Annotated in this window: 17 protein-coding genes; 6 read left to right on the top strand and 11 right to left on the bottom strand. The window is 62.9% G+C overall.

The window, feature by feature from the left end; genetic code table 11:
* Positions 1-16 precede the first annotated feature (16 nt).
* The 3 genes from FXY94_RS07090 to FXY94_RS07080 all read right to left on the bottom strand — a co-directional run bounded on the left by FXY94_RS07090 (position 17) and on the right by FXY94_RS07080 (position 2,797).
* Positions 17-1,237, bottom strand: a complete 1,221-nt coding sequence (locus FXY94_RS07090; RefSeq protein WP_016664347.1) for an alanine racemase — start codon at positions 1,235-1,237, stop codon at positions 17-19.
* A gap of 20 nt (positions 1,238-1,257) precedes the next feature.
* Complete coding sequence (locus tag FXY94_RS07085) at positions 1,258-2,142, bottom strand: hypothetical protein (protein WP_016664346.1); 885 nt, start codon at positions 2,140-2,142, stop codon at positions 1,258-1,260.
* Positions 2,143-2,215: 73 nt separating this feature from the next.
* Positions 2,216-2,797 carry a GNAT family N-acetyltransferase gene (locus FXY94_RS07080; RefSeq protein ID WP_016664345.1) on the bottom strand — a complete coding sequence of 194 codons (582 nt, stop codon included), beginning with the start codon at positions 2,795-2,797 and terminating at the stop codon, positions 2,216-2,218.
* Between the two features lie 92 nt (positions 2,798-2,889).
* Here FXY94_RS07080 and FXY94_RS07075 point away from each other — a divergent pair, with 92 nt between their 5' ends.
* From FXY94_RS07075 to FXY94_RS07060, 4 genes are all read left to right on the top strand, one after another.
* Complete coding sequence (locus tag FXY94_RS07075) at positions 2,890-3,513, top strand: 5-formyltetrahydrofolate cyclo-ligase (RefSeq protein WP_016664344.1); 624 nt, start codon at positions 2,890-2,892, stop codon at positions 3,511-3,513.
* 98 nt (positions 3,514-3,611) lie between these two features.
* A complete protein-coding gene (locus tag FXY94_RS07070) occupies positions 3,612-4,289 on the top strand; it encodes an SAF domain-containing protein (RefSeq protein WP_016664343.1) in 678 nt (225 codons plus the stop codon).
* A 70-nt stretch (positions 4,290-4,359) separates the two neighbouring features.
* Positions 4,360-4,758, top strand: a complete 399-nt coding sequence (gene mscL, locus FXY94_RS07065) for a large conductance mechanosensitive channel protein MscL (RefSeq protein WP_016664342.1) — start codon at positions 4,360-4,362, stop codon at positions 4,756-4,758.
* Between the two features lie 224 nt (positions 4,759-4,982).
* On the top strand, positions 4,983-5,885 hold the full coding sequence (locus tag FXY94_RS07060) for an HhH-GPD family protein (protein ID WP_016664341.1): 903 nt from the start codon (positions 4,983-4,985) through the stop codon (positions 5,883-5,885).
* 14 nt (positions 5,886-5,899) lie between these two features.
* Here the strand turns inward: FXY94_RS07060 and FXY94_RS07055 are convergent, their stop codons facing one another.
* Both FXY94_RS07055 and FXY94_RS07050 read right to left on the bottom strand, forming a co-directional pair.
* A complete protein-coding gene (locus FXY94_RS07055; RefSeq protein ID WP_016664340.1) occupies positions 5,900-6,523 on the bottom strand; it encodes a DedA family protein in 624 nt (207 codons plus the stop codon).
* Between the two features lie 22 nt (positions 6,524-6,545).
* A complete protein-coding gene (locus tag FXY94_RS07050) occupies positions 6,546-9,056 on the bottom strand; it encodes an ATP-dependent Clp protease ATP-binding subunit (protein ID WP_016664339.1) in 2,511 nt (836 codons plus the stop codon).
* A gap of 208 nt (positions 9,057-9,264) precedes the next feature.
* On the opposite strand from FXY94_RS07050, the gene mqo reads away from it, so the two are divergent.
* Together mqo and FXY94_RS07040 are read left to right on the top strand one after the other, a co-directional pair.
* Positions 9,265-10,755: a malate dehydrogenase (quinone) gene (gene mqo / locus FXY94_RS07045; protein WP_016664338.1), complete on the top strand. Its 1,491-nt coding sequence runs from the start codon at positions 9,265-9,267 to the stop codon at positions 10,753-10,755.
* A 10-nt stretch (positions 10,756-10,765) separates the two neighbouring features.
* Complete coding sequence (locus FXY94_RS07040) at positions 10,766-11,680, top strand: aldose 1-epimerase family protein (protein ID WP_016664337.1); 915 nt, start codon at positions 10,766-10,768, stop codon at positions 11,678-11,680.
* Positions 11,681-11,752: 72 nt separating this feature from the next.
* On the opposite strand, the gene FXY94_RS07035 is transcribed toward FXY94_RS07040, so the two are convergent.
* The 6 genes from FXY94_RS07035 to FXY94_RS07010 form a co-directional block, all read right to left on the bottom strand.
* A complete protein-coding gene (locus tag FXY94_RS07035; RefSeq protein ID WP_016664336.1) occupies positions 11,753-12,079 on the bottom strand; it encodes a histone-like nucleoid-structuring protein Lsr2 in 327 nt (108 codons plus the stop codon).
* A gap of 136 nt (positions 12,080-12,215) precedes the next feature.
* Complete coding sequence (locus FXY94_RS07030) at positions 12,216-12,443, bottom strand: hypothetical protein (protein WP_016664335.1); 228 nt, start codon at positions 12,441-12,443, stop codon at positions 12,216-12,218.
* Positions 12,430-13,308 (bottom strand): pantoate--beta-alanine ligase, encoded by an 879-nt coding sequence (gene panC, locus FXY94_RS07025; RefSeq protein WP_016664334.1) that lies wholly within the window; start codon positions 13,306-13,308, stop codon positions 12,430-12,432. The genes FXY94_RS07030 and panC overlap by 14 nt, the downstream gene beginning before the upstream one ends.
* Positions 13,305-14,198, bottom strand: coding sequence for a Rossmann-like and DUF2520 domain-containing protein (locus FXY94_RS07020; protein ID WP_255348414.1), 894 nt, complete (start codon positions 14,196-14,198; stop codon positions 13,305-13,307). Before FXY94_RS07020 ends, panC begins: the two co-directional genes overlap by 4 nt.
* Positions 14,195-15,817, bottom strand: coding sequence for a PH domain-containing protein (locus tag FXY94_RS07015; protein WP_016664332.1), 1,623 nt, complete (start codon positions 15,815-15,817; stop codon positions 14,195-14,197). The genes FXY94_RS07020 and FXY94_RS07015 overlap by 4 nt, the downstream gene beginning before the upstream one ends.
* Entirely contained in the window at positions 15,814-16,374 is a 561-nt protein-coding gene (locus FXY94_RS07010; protein WP_084813940.1) for a PH domain-containing protein, read from the bottom strand. The genes FXY94_RS07015 and FXY94_RS07010 overlap by 4 nt, the downstream gene beginning before the upstream one ends.
* Between the last annotated feature and the right edge of the window lie 13 nt (positions 16,375-16,387).

The raw sequence follows: 16,387 nt of genomic DNA, 5'->3' as shown, positions 1-16,387 counted from the left end.
CTCGTTGATCCGGAACCTAAATATACGCGCGTCCGAGGCCACGGTAGGTGGGGACGACATCAACGACCTGATCCCCTTGCACGATCGCGTAAGTGTCCACGTGCTCAGCTACCTCGCCAGCCTTTGCGTGTCGCATCCACACGGTATCCCCAACGCGCATTTTTTCGGCCGCCCGCCCACGCAATGGTGTTTGTACCTCGCCTGCACCTTCTAATCCAACATAACCGAGGGGGTTCGGATACACGACGCTCGGTAACCTGTCCTTCCCGGGCGGGCCACTCGCAATCCACCCGCCTCCAAGAATTGTCGCAACGCCGGGTGCAGGTCGTCGCACGACGGGGAATCCCACAAACAACGCAGGCTCGGGGCGGAAACCCACGAAGTGGTCGAAGCTTGCCGGGCCGATAAGTCCCGATCCCGCGGCGACTTCCGTGACGCTCGGATCAGCACACGTCGACTCGATACTTCCCGTGCCACCCCCGTTAACGAATTCCAGATCGCACACCTCACGCACGCGCTCTACGGCTTCACCGCGCCGGGCGGCAACTTCACGAGCGCTGAGGGCCTGCATTCCTCGCGTCAAAAGCCGCATTGGTGAACGGCCGCGATTCGGTGTGCCCGCAATCTGCGATTCGTAGCCCATGAGTCCCACGAGCGCAATGCCCTGGGTTCGCATAAGAGCCCGCGCAAGTTCCTCGACTTGTCCAGGTGTGAACAGTGGAGAGCGAAGCGCCCCCAGGTGAATTCCACGCAGGGGAACGTAAGAACAATCCAGCTCAATACACACGCGGACCGGCAGGCCGGAAATGGAGTGCGAGCGGTGCGCTTCCACGATCATGTCAGCATGGGCGCGTGAATCAACCATGAGAGTGACGGCTCTAAGGGCCCGTTCGTTCGTCACGAGTTGGGCAAGAGCCTCGCGATCAGCAGTTGGGTAGGCGACGAGAACGTCTTCAAAGCCTTGCTCAACGAGGTCGAGCGCCTCTGCAAGTGAGAAGGCCAGCAGACCTCCCTCGAATGTGCTCGCGGCACGTTCGATAAGGAAAGGGACGCGCAACGACTTTGTGGCGACACGGATGGGCGTTGCTCCAGCACGCTGCTCAAGCGCGCGGGCATTGGAGTCGAAACTGGCCAGGTCAAGAACCGCAACCGGGCGGCGATTGAGACCCGCAGCGGCGAGTGCACGCTCATAGCGAGCAATTTCTCGCGCACTCGAGGGCGCCGACGATGCTGCCACGGTGCGAGAACCCGTGCGTGTCAGGCGCGGCGGCGGCGCATGACGTCATCGACTGTAAGTCCCGAGCCAATCACCTGGGCGTCCGACGCGAGATACGTACCTCGTTCAGCATCGGCCTCACGTTCTTCGACGTCTGCGGCTTCAAGGCTGCTGCCAGTCGAGAGCGAGCCGTAGCGGAAGCTCACTCGGGAAGCAAAACGCTCGTCCGCGAGGGCCTTTCCTGTCCCTGCTTCGCGAGCCTCGAGCACCTGACGCAAGAAGGCTTCGTGGCGTTCGGCAGGGCTCATGTCACTCGGGCGCGAGACTTCGGAATCCGACGCTTGCCCGATCTCGGCGTGGCTAGCCTCGCCATCGCTTTCCTGCTCGACCTCAGGGGCGCGCTCAATGCGGGCCTCATCATCGCTCACGGAGGCGTCGTCGCTCGCGTTCCGTGTGTGCATCAAGCGCGTCGCTTGACGCGCGACGAGGCAGAGACCGAGCGCGGCGACAGCCCCGAGCGGGAACCAGATGCTCGTGAGAGAGAGCGAGGTCGTGACGACAGTCACGAGCGTTACTCCAACGAGAATCGAGAGGAGGACCGTCAAGGCAGTATTGAGCCCCGAGTGGTGAGGGCGATCGTGCTCGAGATCGGTACGTTTCTCGACCCCAAAACGCGGGCGTGAAGTTGGGTCCGCGGGGCGGAGGAGGCTGCGGTTCTCGGGCATGTCGGTCACCTCGTGCGAGATAGAAGAGTAGGTGCGGCAGGCGTCGGTGACGTCCCTGGCACTCTCGGAGTGGCGCTGCTGCGCGATCCTCTCCGCCTCCCCCAGCGTGTACCGCCGATCGGCGGTCTTGGGAACGGCGTACAGTAACCACACGCCCACAAGAAGGGCGATCAGCACCGCACCGAGATTAAAGCTGTTCACCCCTTGATCGTATGGACTTTATTCGCGCCCACTGCGCACATCCGGCCGCGTGTCGCGCCTCGTAGGACGCACCTCACCGTACGTCCGGAACTCGGTCAAGGAGGAGACCCCTCGCTGGCAACTCCTCGCGTGTCAAAGCGAACACCCGATGGTCGCGCCACGAGCCTGAAACGTAGATGCAACGCTCGCGGATCCCCTCTTCTCGAAGGCCCAGCTTTTCGACCACCCTCAGGGAAGCGGTATTGGAAGGCTGCACGAGGACTTCGACGCGATGAAGCCCCTCGCCGATGAGGACCTCCTCGAGTGCGAGCGCGAGGGCACGTGGGGCGATTCCGTGTCCTGCCCATTCGGGTGCCACCCAGTAGCCCACTTGTGCGGTCGAAAGCGGACCGAACACGATCGAGGAAAAACCGATGTGGCCCACGAGCGCTCGTTTGCGGAAGATCCCGAGGGAAGACCACGCGATCTTGCTCCCTTGGCGTCTAAGCGCTCGAAATTGCGCTTGAAACGGAGGGTAGCCTCCATCGCCCCACGAAGGGTCCTGGCCCTCCCAGCTTTCGAGCCACTCGGCGCTGCTCTCGCGCAAGCGCACATAGGCCTTGCGGTCACGGCGTACGAATGGGCGCAGGGTGAGCGAGGCATCGCGGAGTCTCATGTCGGGAAGTATAGCGTTGAGGATCGCGCATCGTGGTCGCCGGTGCACGAAGACTGAATCCACACGGCTCCGCGCTGTGACACGATGTGTTTATGAATGAGAGCACTACGTCCGCAAAGAAGCGTGCGCTGCGCCGCGAGATTCTCCGGGCACGGCGCGAGACCTACGTGGCTGACGAGGCACGTGAAAGTGCCGCGCGCATCCGCAAGCGGCTCGAAGAGAGCATCGATCCATGGCTTGCAGCGGCAGGTCCCTCCCTGGTTATCGCGGGCTATAGCCCGGTTCCCGCCGAGGCAAGCGCTCTCTCGTGGCTAAGACGCAAGGCACGCGAGGGGCACACCGTCATTCTCCCCACATATGAGGGAGAGCTTCTCGGCTGGCGTTCATGGGACGGCGAAGAATCTCTTACTCCTTCTGGCGGGGCCAAGTTCGGATCCGAACCCTCGGGTGAATCCTTCGGGCCACAGGGGCTTGCTCGCGCCGACCTCATCATCACGCCCGCCGTCGCGGTTGACCGATCCGGCACACGCCTCGGACACGGCAAGGGCTACTATGACCGGGCCCTCGCGTATGCCCGTCCAGAAACCCGCGTACTCACCTTGATCCACGAAACCGAGCTTCTTGATGCCGGCTCGCTGCCCCGCGAAGAACACGATGTTCCGATCCCCGAGGTTCTCACCGAGGCCGGACTCGAGATCCTTAGCCCTCCTGTCTAGCGCCGCCCTCACAGCGGTACGCGCTCCACATCGCCCTGCCTTCCCCACCTCGGCTCTAGGCGCCCCACGCGCCGAGATCCGGCTTTAGCGTGGGGCACATGGGAGAACATTCATCGCTCGAGCGGGCTCGGCGCGCGCTCGCCACCGCGGCCCCACACGTGAGGCGCGCAATACGGAAGAACAGGGCGCTGCTGGCCCTCGTCGCCATCGCCGGATTCGTGAGTCTCAGCGCCCCGCCACTCGCTGCGCACGTGCTTCCGGGGACCCCGGTCGTTGTCGCTGCCCACGCGATCGCCGCTGGTGAGACTCTCGACGACAGCGACCTCACGACGGTGATGGTGAGGCCCGATCTCATCCCCGCCGGTGCGTCACGGCAACCACACGAGCTTGTAGGCGAAAGCACGGCAGGCGCCATCAACCAAGGCGACCTGGTTCTTCGCGAGAATCTACGCGAGGCCGCTCCCTCACTCGACCCCGAGCACGCTCTCGTGTCGATCCCGATCGCGCCAGGAAGTGTCATTGAGGGGGCCGAGGCGGGAACTCAGCTGAGGCTCGTGTGCGAACGCCTCTCGTCGTCGATAGATGCAGACCGTCCCGCTACTCTCAGCGAGGTCCGCGCCGTTTTGCGCGAATCTCATGGCTCCGCGGATAGCTCTGGGACGATGTTCGCGGCCTCCGGCTCCCCCACGGCCACGGTCGAAATCGATCGTGCGCACATTTCAACTATTGCGCATTGCACATCCGCTACTCCCCCGTTTGTCGCCGTTGTCCGCTAGTTTGTCTTTCGAAGACTTAAGCCGGCTATCGCCGGATCTGCTCCGAATACCCTTATCGAAAGGAACGGCCGTGAACGGATTCAAGGAATTCATCATGAAGGGCAACGTTCTCGACCTCGCGGTCGGCGTTGTCATCGGCGGTGCATTCACCGCCCTCATCAAGGCTTTCGTCGATCACCTCATTCAGCCCGTCGTCGCCGTTTTCGGTGGCGCAAACGTTGATGGCTTCGCCTACCGCATCATCGCGGACAACAAGGCGACCACCCTCGACTTTGGCGCAATTATCTCCGCGGTCATCTCCTTCCTCATCACCGCGGCAGTCGTGTACTTCGTCTTCGTGCTGCCCGTCAACAAGGCGCGTGAACTCGACAAGAAGCGCCGCGGCATCACGGAGGAGGTCACGGAACTCACCGACATCGACCTTCTCACCGACATCCGCGACCTTCTCAAGGCGCAGAACACCAAGTAAGCCTTAACTCGCATGTGCGAGTTGATCTCACGCCCCGGCGGCGCAGGCGAAACCGTGAGGTTCGCCTGCGCCGCCGGGGCTTTCTCATGATCGGTTGTTTCTTACTACAGCAATGCCCAATCTCGGACCTTAAGAGCAACCGCGCCCACCTGCATCCCCTCAACGGCGCGCCCCCATAGGCAGTCCTCGCGAGCGCCTGCCGAACCTCGGTAGCATGGAGCGCTATGCCTTCATACCCCGACCTCTACGAGCCAGTCGCCACGTGGTTTGCGACCCACCGTCGGCCCCTACCCTGGCGTGATTCGCACACGAGCCCATGGGGCGTTCTCGTCAGCGAAATCATGAGCCAACAAACCCCCGTGTCCCGCGTTGCAGAGCCCTGGCGCGCGTGGATGAAGCGTTGGCCAACCGCGCACGCGCTCGCCCATGCCGACGCTGCCGAAGTCCTGCTCGCGTGGGGATCTCTCGGCTACCCCCGGCGCGCTCTTAGGCTTCTCGATTGCGCGCGCATCGTCGAGCGGGACTACGGCGGAGAACTCCCGGTTGGCGTGGACGCGCTCACTGCGCTACCGGGAATCGGCTCCTATACCGCCGCGGCAGTGGCATGTTTCGCGCAGGGGCAGCGCGCGTGCGTGCTCGATACCAACATCAGGCGCGTACTGACGCGAGTGCTCGACGCCAAACCCTCGGTTAAAGCACACGTGACGAAGCGCGACCGCGATCGCTTCGACGCGCTGGTTCCGGACGACCCCGAGCGCGCGCGCATTTGGAATGAGGGCATCATGGAGCTCGGTGCGCTCGTGTGCCGTGCCCGCACGCCCCTTTGCGAGGCATGCCCACTTGCGCCTCACTGCGCGTGGCTTGATGCTGGGCGCCCCGGTCTCGGCGAGCGCACGACACGCCCGCAAGGGTATGAAGGAACAGATCGACAGATCCGCGGAAAAATCCTCAAGACCCTACGCGAGGGTGGTGAGGCCACCGTCGGAACTCTCGAGGGTGAAAGCGGGACGGACCGAGACCGCTTCGCACGGCTTCTGGCCGACCTCCTTGACGAAGGGTTCATTTCGCGCACGCCGGAGGGAAAAATCGCTCTCGGTTCGCCTGCGCGATTCTCACCGCGGAACTAGCGGTTGCGCGCGGGTCAGGCCCGTTCCGACGCCTGCTTCGCCTTCAATGCGTGAAACCTTCGGACGATGCGCTCAACGAGAAGCGAGAAGGCGAACGCCAATACGAGCGCCGCGACGATTCCAAGCAGCGGATGCGCCTCGAACCACTGGCCGGCAAGTGCCCCGATAAGGCTTGAATAGACGGCCCACATGAAGGTCGCGAGAATAATGCGCGGCGTAAAAAGAGCACGCGGATACTCAAGACCACCGGCGACGAGGTTCACCGCCGTGCGCCCAAGGGGAATGAACCTCGCCGTCATGAGATAGGTGAAGGCGTGCCGCTCGAGGCCACGCTCCGCGGCCTCGACCGCTCGATGCCCGCGACGGCCCTCGTTAAAGAACGAAAGCTTCTGCCACGGAAGCATACGGCCAATCTGGTAGGTCACGTGGTCGCCGACCGCGGCCCCTGCCCAGCCCGCCAGGATGAGCAGAATAAGCGACGGCTTACCGGAGGTCGCCCACAGGGATCCGAGCGCGACGAGCAACGATTCGCTGGGAACCGTGGGAAAGAAAGCGTCCACGAGGGAGAAGGCGGCGACCACGAGGTGGACCCACCACGCTTCTCCCGCGTGGACGACAATCTCTTCAACGACGTGCATGTCTAGGACTCACGCACGAAGGCTAGCCAGCGATGTCCTCAACAGAAATGTCCTCGGAAATCGGCTCAAGCTCACCCTCGGCGTTCTTCGTTGCGAAGGTGAAGATCCCGAGCGGACCCTCGCCTTCGGCGTCGATGACGATCTCGTCGCCGTCCTTCACCTGGCCGAACAAGATCTTTTCGCTGAGCGCATCCTCGATGTCGCGCTGAATGGCGCGGCGAAGAGGACGGGCGCCGAGAACTGGGTCGTAGCCCTTTTCTGCGAGAAGCGTGCGTGCCTGCGGCGTCAACGTCACCGACATACCGCGCTCCGCGAGGCGCGTATCGAGGCGTCCCACCATAAGGTCGACGATCTGCGCAATCTCCTCGCGAGACAGCTGCGGGAACACCACGATGTCGTCGACGCGGTTGAGGAACTCGGGGCGGAAGTGCTGCTTGAGCTCCTCGTTGACCTTCGCCTTCATGCGCTCGTAGCTCGTCGAGAGGTCGCCGCCGGCCTGGAAGCCAATCGAAACGCCCTTCGCAATGTCGCGCGTGCCGAGGTTGGTCGTCATGATGATGACCGTGTTCTTGAAGTCCACGACGCGGCCCTGCGAATCGGTGAGGCGGCCGTCCTCGAGGATCTGCAGGAGCGAGTTGAAGATGTCAACGTGCGCCTTCTCAATCTCGTCGAAGAGCACGACCGAGAACGGCTTGCGGCGCACCTTTTCGGTGAGCTGACCGCCCTCGTCGTAGCCGACGTAGCCGGGAGGCGAACCGAACAGGCGCGAAGCCGTGTGCTTCTCGCCGAACTCCGACATATCAAGGGTGATGAGAGCGTCCTCATCGCCGAAGAGGAACTCGGCGAGAGCCTTCGCGAGCTCGGTCTTGCCAACGCCGGTGGGACCGGCGAAGATGAACGATCCGCCAGGGCGCTTCGGATCCTTGAGGCCCGCGCGGGTCCTACGAATCGATTGCGACAGCGCCTTGATCGCTTCGTTCTGGCCAACGACGCGCTTGTGCAGCTCGTTTTCCATATTGAGCAGGCGCGTGGATTCGGCCTCGTTGAGCTTGACGATCGGGATGCCAGTCGCAGCAGCGAGCACCTCGGCGATCACGTCATCGTTCACGACGCTGATCGAATCGGATTCGCCGTTGCGCCACGCGTCTTCCTTGGCCTTGCGCTCGGCCGTGAGCTTCTGCTCGTCATCACGGAGGCTCGCGGCCTTCTCGAAGTCCTGCGCATCGATCGCGGATTCCTTCGCCCGCTTGGCCTCTTCGATCTTCTGGTCGTATTCCTTGAGCTCGGGCGGCGCCGAGAGACGGCGGATGCGCAGGCGCGCACCAGCCTCGTCGATCAGGTCGATCGCCTTATCCGGAAGGAAGCGATCGTTCACGTAGCGGGCAGCGAGCTGCGCCGCCGCTTCGAGGGCGTCATCCGTAATCGTGACCTTGTGGAAGGACTCGTAGCGATCGCGCAACCCGCGAAGGATGTCGATGGTCTCCTCGACGCTCGGCTCCTCGACCTGGATCGGCTGGAAGCGGCGTTCGAGCGCTGCATCCTTCTCGATGTGCTTGCGGTATTCCTCGAGCGTCGTGGCACCGATGGTCTGCAACTCGCCGCGCGCGAGCATCGGCTTGAGGATGTTCGCCGCGTCGATTGCGCCCTCTGCTGCACCGGCACCCACGAGCGTGTGGATCTCGTCGATGAACAGCACGATGTCACCGCGAGTCTTAATTTCCTTGAGCACCTTCTTCAGGCGTTCCTCGAAGTCGCCGCGGTAGCGCGAGCCCGCCACGAGCGAGCCAAGGTCCAGCGTGTACAGCTGCTTGTCCTTGAGTGTTTCGGGGACGTCACCCGCGACGATCGATTGGGCAAGCCCCTCGACGACGGCGCTCTTGCCGACGCCCGGTTCGCCGATCAGAACGGGGTTGTTCTTCGTGCGGCGGCTGAGCACCTGCATGACGCGTTCGGCTTCGCGCTCGCGGCCGATGACGGGATCGAGTTCCTGGTCGCGAGCCGCCTGCGTGAGGTTGCGCCCGAACTGGTCGAGCACGAGGGAGCCCGACGGTGTCCCCTCTTGGTTGCCGCCACCGGCGTTCACGGTTTCCTTGCCCTGGTAGCCGGAGAGGCGCTCGATGACCTCCTGGCGCACGGCAGCGGGCTGGGCGCCCATGCGCGTGAGGACCTTGACAGCCACGCCATCGCCCTCGCGCAGAAGGCCGAGGAGGATGTGCTCGGTGCCGATGTAGCCGTGGCCGAGCTGAAGCGCCTCGCGAAGGCTCAGCTCGAGGACCTTCTTAGCGCGGGGCGTGAACGGGATGTGCCCCGTGGGGGCCTGGGTGCCCTCAGTGATGATTTCACGCACCTGTTCGCGCACGCCCTCGAGTGTGATTCCGAGTGATTCGAGGGCCTTGGCTCCCACGCCTTCACCCTCGTGGATGAGGCCCAGGAGGATGTGCTCGGTGCCGATGTAGTTGTGGTTGAGAAGACGCGCCTCATCCTGCGCGAGCACAATGACTCGGCGGGCGCGATCGGTAAACCTCTCGAACATGAATCTCCCTTGGTGTTTCGGCGTTGCCTACGAGCCTACTTCCTGCCTACTTTCGAGGGGCGGTTGTTCGCCAGCGGCGTGAAACGCCCGCGCACAAGCGCCTAGGATTGAATGACGAGTCATCGCCGGTGCCGCATTCACAGCTGAGACGCGGCCGGCGAGCCGCACGTACGGTGCCCGCCTTACCATCGAAGGAGCAACGCCACTTATGAGCCACTTCGCGACTGTTTCGCGCGATCAGGCGCCCCTCACCGTCGAGCGCGCCGATGCGGTGCTCGTCGGCGCGGGCATCGCCTCGGCGACGCTCGCAATGCTCCTGAGCGAACTTGAACCGTCGTGGACGATTGTCGTGCTCGAACGACTTGACGGGGCAGCGCTCGAGTCCTCGCACGCGTGGAACAACGCGGGCACGGGCCACAGCGCACTGTGCGAGCTCAACTACACGCCCGTGGATGCGCACGGCCGTATCGCGATTGAAAAAGCGGTCGCGATCAACGAGAAATTTCAGCTCTCGAGGTCGTGGTGGGCTCATCTCGTCGACGCCGGCTACCTCGAAGCTCCGCACGAGTTCATCCGAACCGTCCCCCACATGAGCCTCGTCCTCGGGCACGAGAATCGACGGTTTCTCAAGGCGCGGCACGAAGCCCTTGCCGCGCATCCGCTCTTTGCCTCGCTCGACTACACCGAAAACCCAGCTACGCTCGCCGAGTGGGCTCCGCTCGTCATGGAGGGCCGATCCGCGCGCGAAACTCTCACGGCGACCCGCTCCCTTGCAGGGACCGACGTCGACTTTGGTGAGCTCACCCGTTCCCTCCTCGCCGCAGCCGAAAGCGTTCACACCCGCGTTCATTACGACGCAGATGTCGTGGATCTGCGGCGCATGGGGCGCGAGTGGGGCGTCATGGCCCGCACGAGCAGCGGCACGCACGGCGTTCGAGCCCCATTCGTCTTCGTGGGCGCGGGTGGCGCGGCGCTCCCCCTCCTCCAACGCTCCGGTATCGATGAGATTCGCGGCTACGGCGGCTTTCCCATCTCGGGGCAGTGGCTGCGGTGCACGAATCCCGAGCTCGCTGCGCGACACGAGGCGAAGGTGTATGGGAAGGCGGCCGTCGGAGCGCCCCCGATGAGCGTTCCCCATCTTGATACGCGCATCATCAATGGGACTCGCGAGCTTATGTTCGGCCCCTACGCCGGCTGGAGTCCCAAGTTCCTCAAGTCTGGATCCGTCACGGATCTATTCCGTTCCGTTCGTCCCTCGAACGCTCTTCCCATGGCATCTGTGGCCCCAGGAAACCTTGACCTCTTGGCGTACCTGACGAGCCAACTCACGCAGAGCTTCGAGGATCGTCTTTCAGCTCTGCGGGAATACTTGCCGCTCGCCGAAGCTCAGGATTGGGAGCTGCTCACCGCGGGTCAGCGCGTGCAGGTGATCGCGCCCAAATCGCGCACGCGTGGAACGCTGCAATTCGGCACCGAGCTCATCACGTCGGCCGATGGCACCTTGAGCGGACTTCTTGGCGCCTCCCCCGGTGCCTCGACCGCTACCTCCATCATGCTTGGCCTGCTTACACGCGCTTTTCCCGAGCACAGCAGCGCGTGGGCACCGCGGCTAAGGGCGATGTTCCCCGAGGGCGAGAGCCCGCGTGACAATCTCGATCGCACAAGCCGCATTCTTGGCCTTACGCAACCACCTCGATGAAAGGACACTCATGAGCTTCACCAATTCCCCTTTCAGGGGCACGATTATTACCCTGACAAACGGTGACGCACGCGCAGAGCTCGCGAGCGTGGGCGCCGCCCTCAATCGCTTCAGCATTGGCGGCCGCGAGTTTCTCGTGCCGAGCCCCCTCGACGAGGTGCAATTCGGCTATCGCGGCGGAATCATCGCGCCGTGGCCAAACCGCATCGGCGACGGCGTCTATACGTATGACGGACTTGAATACGAACTTCCGCTCAACGAACACGAAAGGCGAAATGCGCTTCACGGGCTCGTTTGCTGGAGCGATTTCTCAGTAGAAAACCGCACGGAAAACTCGGTCGAATTCGCGCACCGTATCGTCCCCGTGCTCGGGTATCCCTTCCCGCTCGAGATTCGTGTGCGCTACACGCTTCACGACCGCTCAATCGCGACTGCAGTGACGGCAACCAATCTCGGTGAGCGCACCGCCCCGTACGGCGTGTGCCCGCATCCCTATGTTGTGCCGGGACCCGAAGACATGGCCGAATGGAGCACGCTCGTCCCAGCCTCCCACGTTCTCGAAGTCGACGACCGCCTCCTTCCCGTCGCCCTTTCTCCCGTCGAGAACCACCCCGACCTCGACCTCGATGGCTCCCCAATCGGCGAGCGCACCATCGATCACGCCTACACGGGATTTTCTGAAGGACGCATTAGCGTGCGCAGCGCGAGCGGCGAAGTGTGGGTCCAGTTCGATCCGAAGGAACTCCCCTGGGCGCAAATCCACACGGCCGACCACCCTGACCCGAGCAAGAATCGTGCCGGCCTCGCCGTCGAACCTATGACGTGCCCACCCGATGCTTTCCGCTCCGGCACGAATCTCGTGCACCTCGCCCCCGGGGTCTCGCACACCGCATCGTGGACCATCGGCGGCACCGTACTCGATTAGCGGTACCCAAGGCAGAGAAAAAGCGCCGCCCGGAGTAATTCCCGGCGCGGCGCTTTTTAGCTACGGAAACGCTCAGCCTTCGTGAGCGGCGTAGTAAGCCTCGCGAACCTCAGCGGCGATGCGGCCGCGATCCGAAACGTTGTAGTTGTTCTCGAGCGCCCACTTGCGGATCTTCGCGGTTTCCTTCGCGCTGCTAGGCGTGCGCGAGCTGCGACGTGCGCGACCACCCACGCGGCGGGCGGCGACGATCCACTTGGTCATGTCTGCGTGAAGTTCCTCGACGTGAGCGTTCGAGAGGTCGATCTCGTAGTCGACACCTTCGAGGGAGAATGAGACGGTGAGATCCGCCTTCGAGCCGTCAAGATCATCGACGAGTTCGGTGAAAGTCTTGGTTGCCATCGAGGCCATCCTCTTGAAGTTTTAGAACATTGGTCGACCGATTCAGCGGCGAAGCGCGTCAACGGTTAAAAGCAGGATAATCGCTCACAACAATAGTGGCAACCACTTTAGTGCGATTAGAAAGCGCGATTTTATTTCAACGTCGTGGCGTCTTTACGTTTTGCGCGTTGCTGGTTTGCCCCGTTCTTACAAAGCGCGCCGCCTCGGGATGAGCGGCAATGTACTCGCGCTCGGCTTGCTTTTCCGCCTCACGCTGATGCTTATCGGCGCGCACAATCGAGCGCAGAATGAGCCAGAAAAGGAGCCCAATCCCGATCGATGGCACGAGCGCTCCAAGCTCGAATGCCCAATCAATATTTCCCACTGTGCGCCTCCTTCGATGTTTGCTGTGCCTCGGCAGGGGCAAGATTCACGAGCGCATTGTCGATCAGACGTACACCCTCGACTCTCGCGGCGAGCACGACGAGCGCCTCTCCTACGAAAGCCTGGTCAATCTCCTCGAAAGTCGCAGGGTTGACCGCGAGCCGGTAATCCCACGTCACTCGCGAAGATTCCTCATGCGTGCGAAGAAGCGCGAGAAGCTCAGCCGCCGTCGGGCACTCAAGCGCCTGAGAAAGGAGACCCGAAAGCGCGAGGGCATCCGCCCGCCCGCTTTCACTCAAATAGCTATTGCGCGAGCTGCGTGCGAGACCCGATTCCTCACGCACGATCGGCACCCCCACAATTTCGATGCCCAGATTAAAGTCGTGGACGAGCCGACGAATAACCGCGAGCTGCTGCGCGTCCTTTTGGCCAAAGACCGCGACATGCGGCTGGGCAAGAAGGAAAAGCTTGAGTACGACGGTCGCCACGCCACTAAAGTGGCCGGGGCGAATCTCGCCCTCGAGTATGCGCCCAATCGGCCCCACATCAACCTGGAACGGTTCCGGGTACGGGTACATGTCGCTAGCCTCGGGGGCAAACATCGCATCGGCGAGCGTGCCGACGAGTTCGAGGTCTGCCTCGAGCGTACGCGGATAGCGCTCATAGTCCTCGCCGGGGCCGAACTGAAGAGGGTTCACGAAGTTCGACACGATCACGTGGTCGGCACGCGAGCGTGCCTCGCGAATGAGACTGAGGTGTCCCTCGTGGAGCGCCCCCATCGTAGGTACGAGCGCGACGCTCCCCTTGCCCTTGATGCCAGCCCGGTATGCCTGCAGTTCCTTAACTGTGCGGATGAGCGTGGTCATGTCTCCTGCCTCGTCTCGCTATCGCGTGCAAGAAGCAATTCTAATGCCGCTTTATCCGCATCGCCGATCGGCGCGATGTCGAGCGCAGCACGTGCAAGCGCCCGGTACGTGGGCAGGGTGGAGCCAAGGTCCAGCTCAGTAAGTGCTGCGAGGTGGTTTCCGACGGTTCCCGCATCACCGCGCCGTACCGGCCCCGTGAGCGCTCCCGGCCCACGACGAAGCACCTCCTCGAGACTCGCCTGGAGAAGGGGGCTCACGAGCTGGGAAGGGTCTTCGACGCCGATCGAATCGAGGATCGCAAGCACCTGACTCACGAGCACGACGAGGTGATTCGAGCCGTGCGCGAGTGCCGCGTGGTAGGCCGCGCGGTCCCCCTCCGCTATATCGACGCTTATGCCGTCAAGTTCAAGCACAAGCGCTTTCGCAATTGGCGCGAACATCGGCCGGGCCGTAATCGCCCACGGGCAGCCCACGAGCCTGCCAAGATCAAGCGAGGTTCCCGTGAACGTCATCGCCGGATGGAGCGCGAGCGTGATCGCCCCCGCCTCCTCGAGCGGCCGAAGCACGTCAATCCCGTAGCGGCCGGAGGTATGCGCGATGATCTGCGCCCCCGGAACAACCCCGCGCTGTGCGAGGCTCGCCGCCAAGGACGCAAGCTCGTCGTCGGGAATCGCGAGAATGACGAGCTCACTGCGCTCGACAACCTCTTCGGGCTCCAGGAGGGGCGCACCGGGAAGGAGAACCTCGGCGCGCTCCCGGGAAGCGTCGGACCTTCCCACCACGCCCGTGACTTGGTGCCCCGCCGCACGAAGCGCGTTGCCGAGCACCGCTCCCACGCGCCCCGCGGAAATGATGCCCACGCCCATGCGAGCTGGTTCCGTGCTGCTCACACTGAACCGCCAAGAAGTTTCGGCTCAAGCCAGGTCCCGCGCTCAGCGAACCGGCGCAAGGTGCCCGCATCGTTACCGAGGCTCGCGCACAGCGCAGCGGCGTCAGCAACAGGGATGTCGCTCAGATAGAAAGTCCCGCCCGCGTATTCGACCTGGAGATCAGCCTTGCCGATGCGGCGCGCGATCGGACCTCGCGAAAGCTCAACGCCCTGGATGCGGTCGCGCGGAATGATCGTGAGCGCGCGCTTCAGCCACCCTGTGCGAGCGAAAAGTGCGTGGCGACTAAGAGCGTACACGTCGGTGCGGCGCGAGACGGGGCTCGTCCAGTGGAACGGTCGCGTCCCCGGAAGTTCGGCTTGAGGCGCCGACATGTACCCTTGCACGAGAGCGGTGTCGGTTGCGCCAAGAACTGCGGGGCTTGCACCGCGCGCACCGTCGTGCATCGCTGGATGCGCAACGAGATCACCGGTCGGGGGCATGAGGTGCCCGAGGGTGACCTGCAGATCCTCGACCGTTCCTACGGGAAGGATCCTTCCCGAGGCATCCGTATCTGATTCCAGGTCATCCATACCGGCGGTCGTCACCGAAACATCGAACCACCCGTGAGAGCGCCACAAGACCGGTTGCGTGAGCTCGACCAATTGAAGCTTCGAGGCCGTAAGGTTGTCGCTTCTCGAATTAAGAAGACCGCTGCGCGCGCGTAGCCCCGTCGAGGTCGCACGAGACGTGAAGCCCCAGCTAGATTCCAGACGCGAGAAAATCATGCGCGGGCCCGCCAGAAGAGCGGGAACAAGCGCAAAGAGCGACGCTGCCGAAAATGTGAACTCGCCACTCGCGAATGATGTGACGAGCCAGATGGCCGTCATGATGATCGTGAAGACCATGCCGATCATGAGTCCAACGTCAAGCACGAGCGAGTGCAGGATCCGCGAGGTGGGGATCCGCGCCAGCAGTTCGCCGTCGGAATCCGAGTCATAGGCAATAGACTCGGCGCGTTCTACGATGCTCGGTGCGCCTTCGTCCACTTCGCCTGGCACCGCGTTTTCGGAAGCCTCAGGCGCGGTCTCACCGGGTGCGGGGTTCGCCGCCACACGCCCATGAGGCGGCACATCCCCGCGGGCGAGCTCGAGTATCGTCGAGTGAATTTCTTCGGCCTTCGCCCTGCCAAGGTACTGAAGGTCCACGTGGGACTCGCCCGCGCCTGCAAGCTCGATGCGCACCTTGGAGAGCCCCACAAGCCGCGCCATGAAAGGCCGTTCAACAGATACCGAGTCGATGCGCTCACGCGGGGCAATTCTGCGTTTCGTGCTCAAGAATTTTTCACGCACGAAAACGCCGTGTTCCGTCACCGCATACGTCGTGATCCACCACGGGAGCGCGCCGGTAACAATCGCCACGAGGATGATGCCAAGGGCGCCGAGCCCGATGAACAGAAAATTATCGGTGCTCACGACCCCGTGTTTCACGAGGTCTTCGATGACCTCGTAGTTTTGAAAACCGACGATCGCCACGATCGCCGTGACGAATTTCCAGCCCATGACGAGCGGCGTGAGAGGGTGGAATCTCGAATAAGCCGACTCGTGCGGTTCGGTTTCGAGTGTCCCGGATTGCTCGGTCATAGCGCCGCCATCTTTTCGTGGGCTTCGCGGGTCACGAGATCGCGTATCCGCTCGGCCTCTGTGCGTTCTAGCCCCGGGATCGAAACGTCGGAGAGCGAACCCCCTGCGGTGTCGAGCGAAATCGTCGAAAGCCCAAACGCGCGCTCGATCGGGCCCTCGTTGATGTTAATGTTCTGAATGCGCCCGTAGGGAACGATTGTCACGTAGCGAAAAAGAATTCCTTGGCGGAACACAATGTCGTTCTCACGCGTGAGATAACCAAGTGCGCGGGCACGCCGAGGAGTGAAAAGAATCGATTGTGCAACGAGGACATAGACGGGAATCGCGCACAGGTGGACCCACCACGGCCACGAAAATACGGCCGTGACAACGTGAAGCGCGATGCACGCGAGAAGAAATATCGTCCACCACGCGAGGTTGCCGAGAAAGCGCGCCTTCACGAGCTTCGGCGACACGCGCGCCGTACGCGGATCGGTCGCGGAAAAGGGCTCGTCGAGCATCCTGCGCTCGATGTCGGCCGCCTCGAGGGTCGGCATCGGGACTACTGAGTTACTCATGAGAATCTTTCTA

Origin of the sequence: Dermabacter jinjuensis (assembly GCF_902381725.1) — a bacterium.
In the GTDB taxonomy this organism is placed as follows: Bacteria; Actinomycetota; Actinomycetes; order Actinomycetales; family Dermabacteraceae; genus Dermabacter; species Dermabacter hominis.
This window is presented reverse-complemented; position numbering and strand designations above follow the sequence as displayed.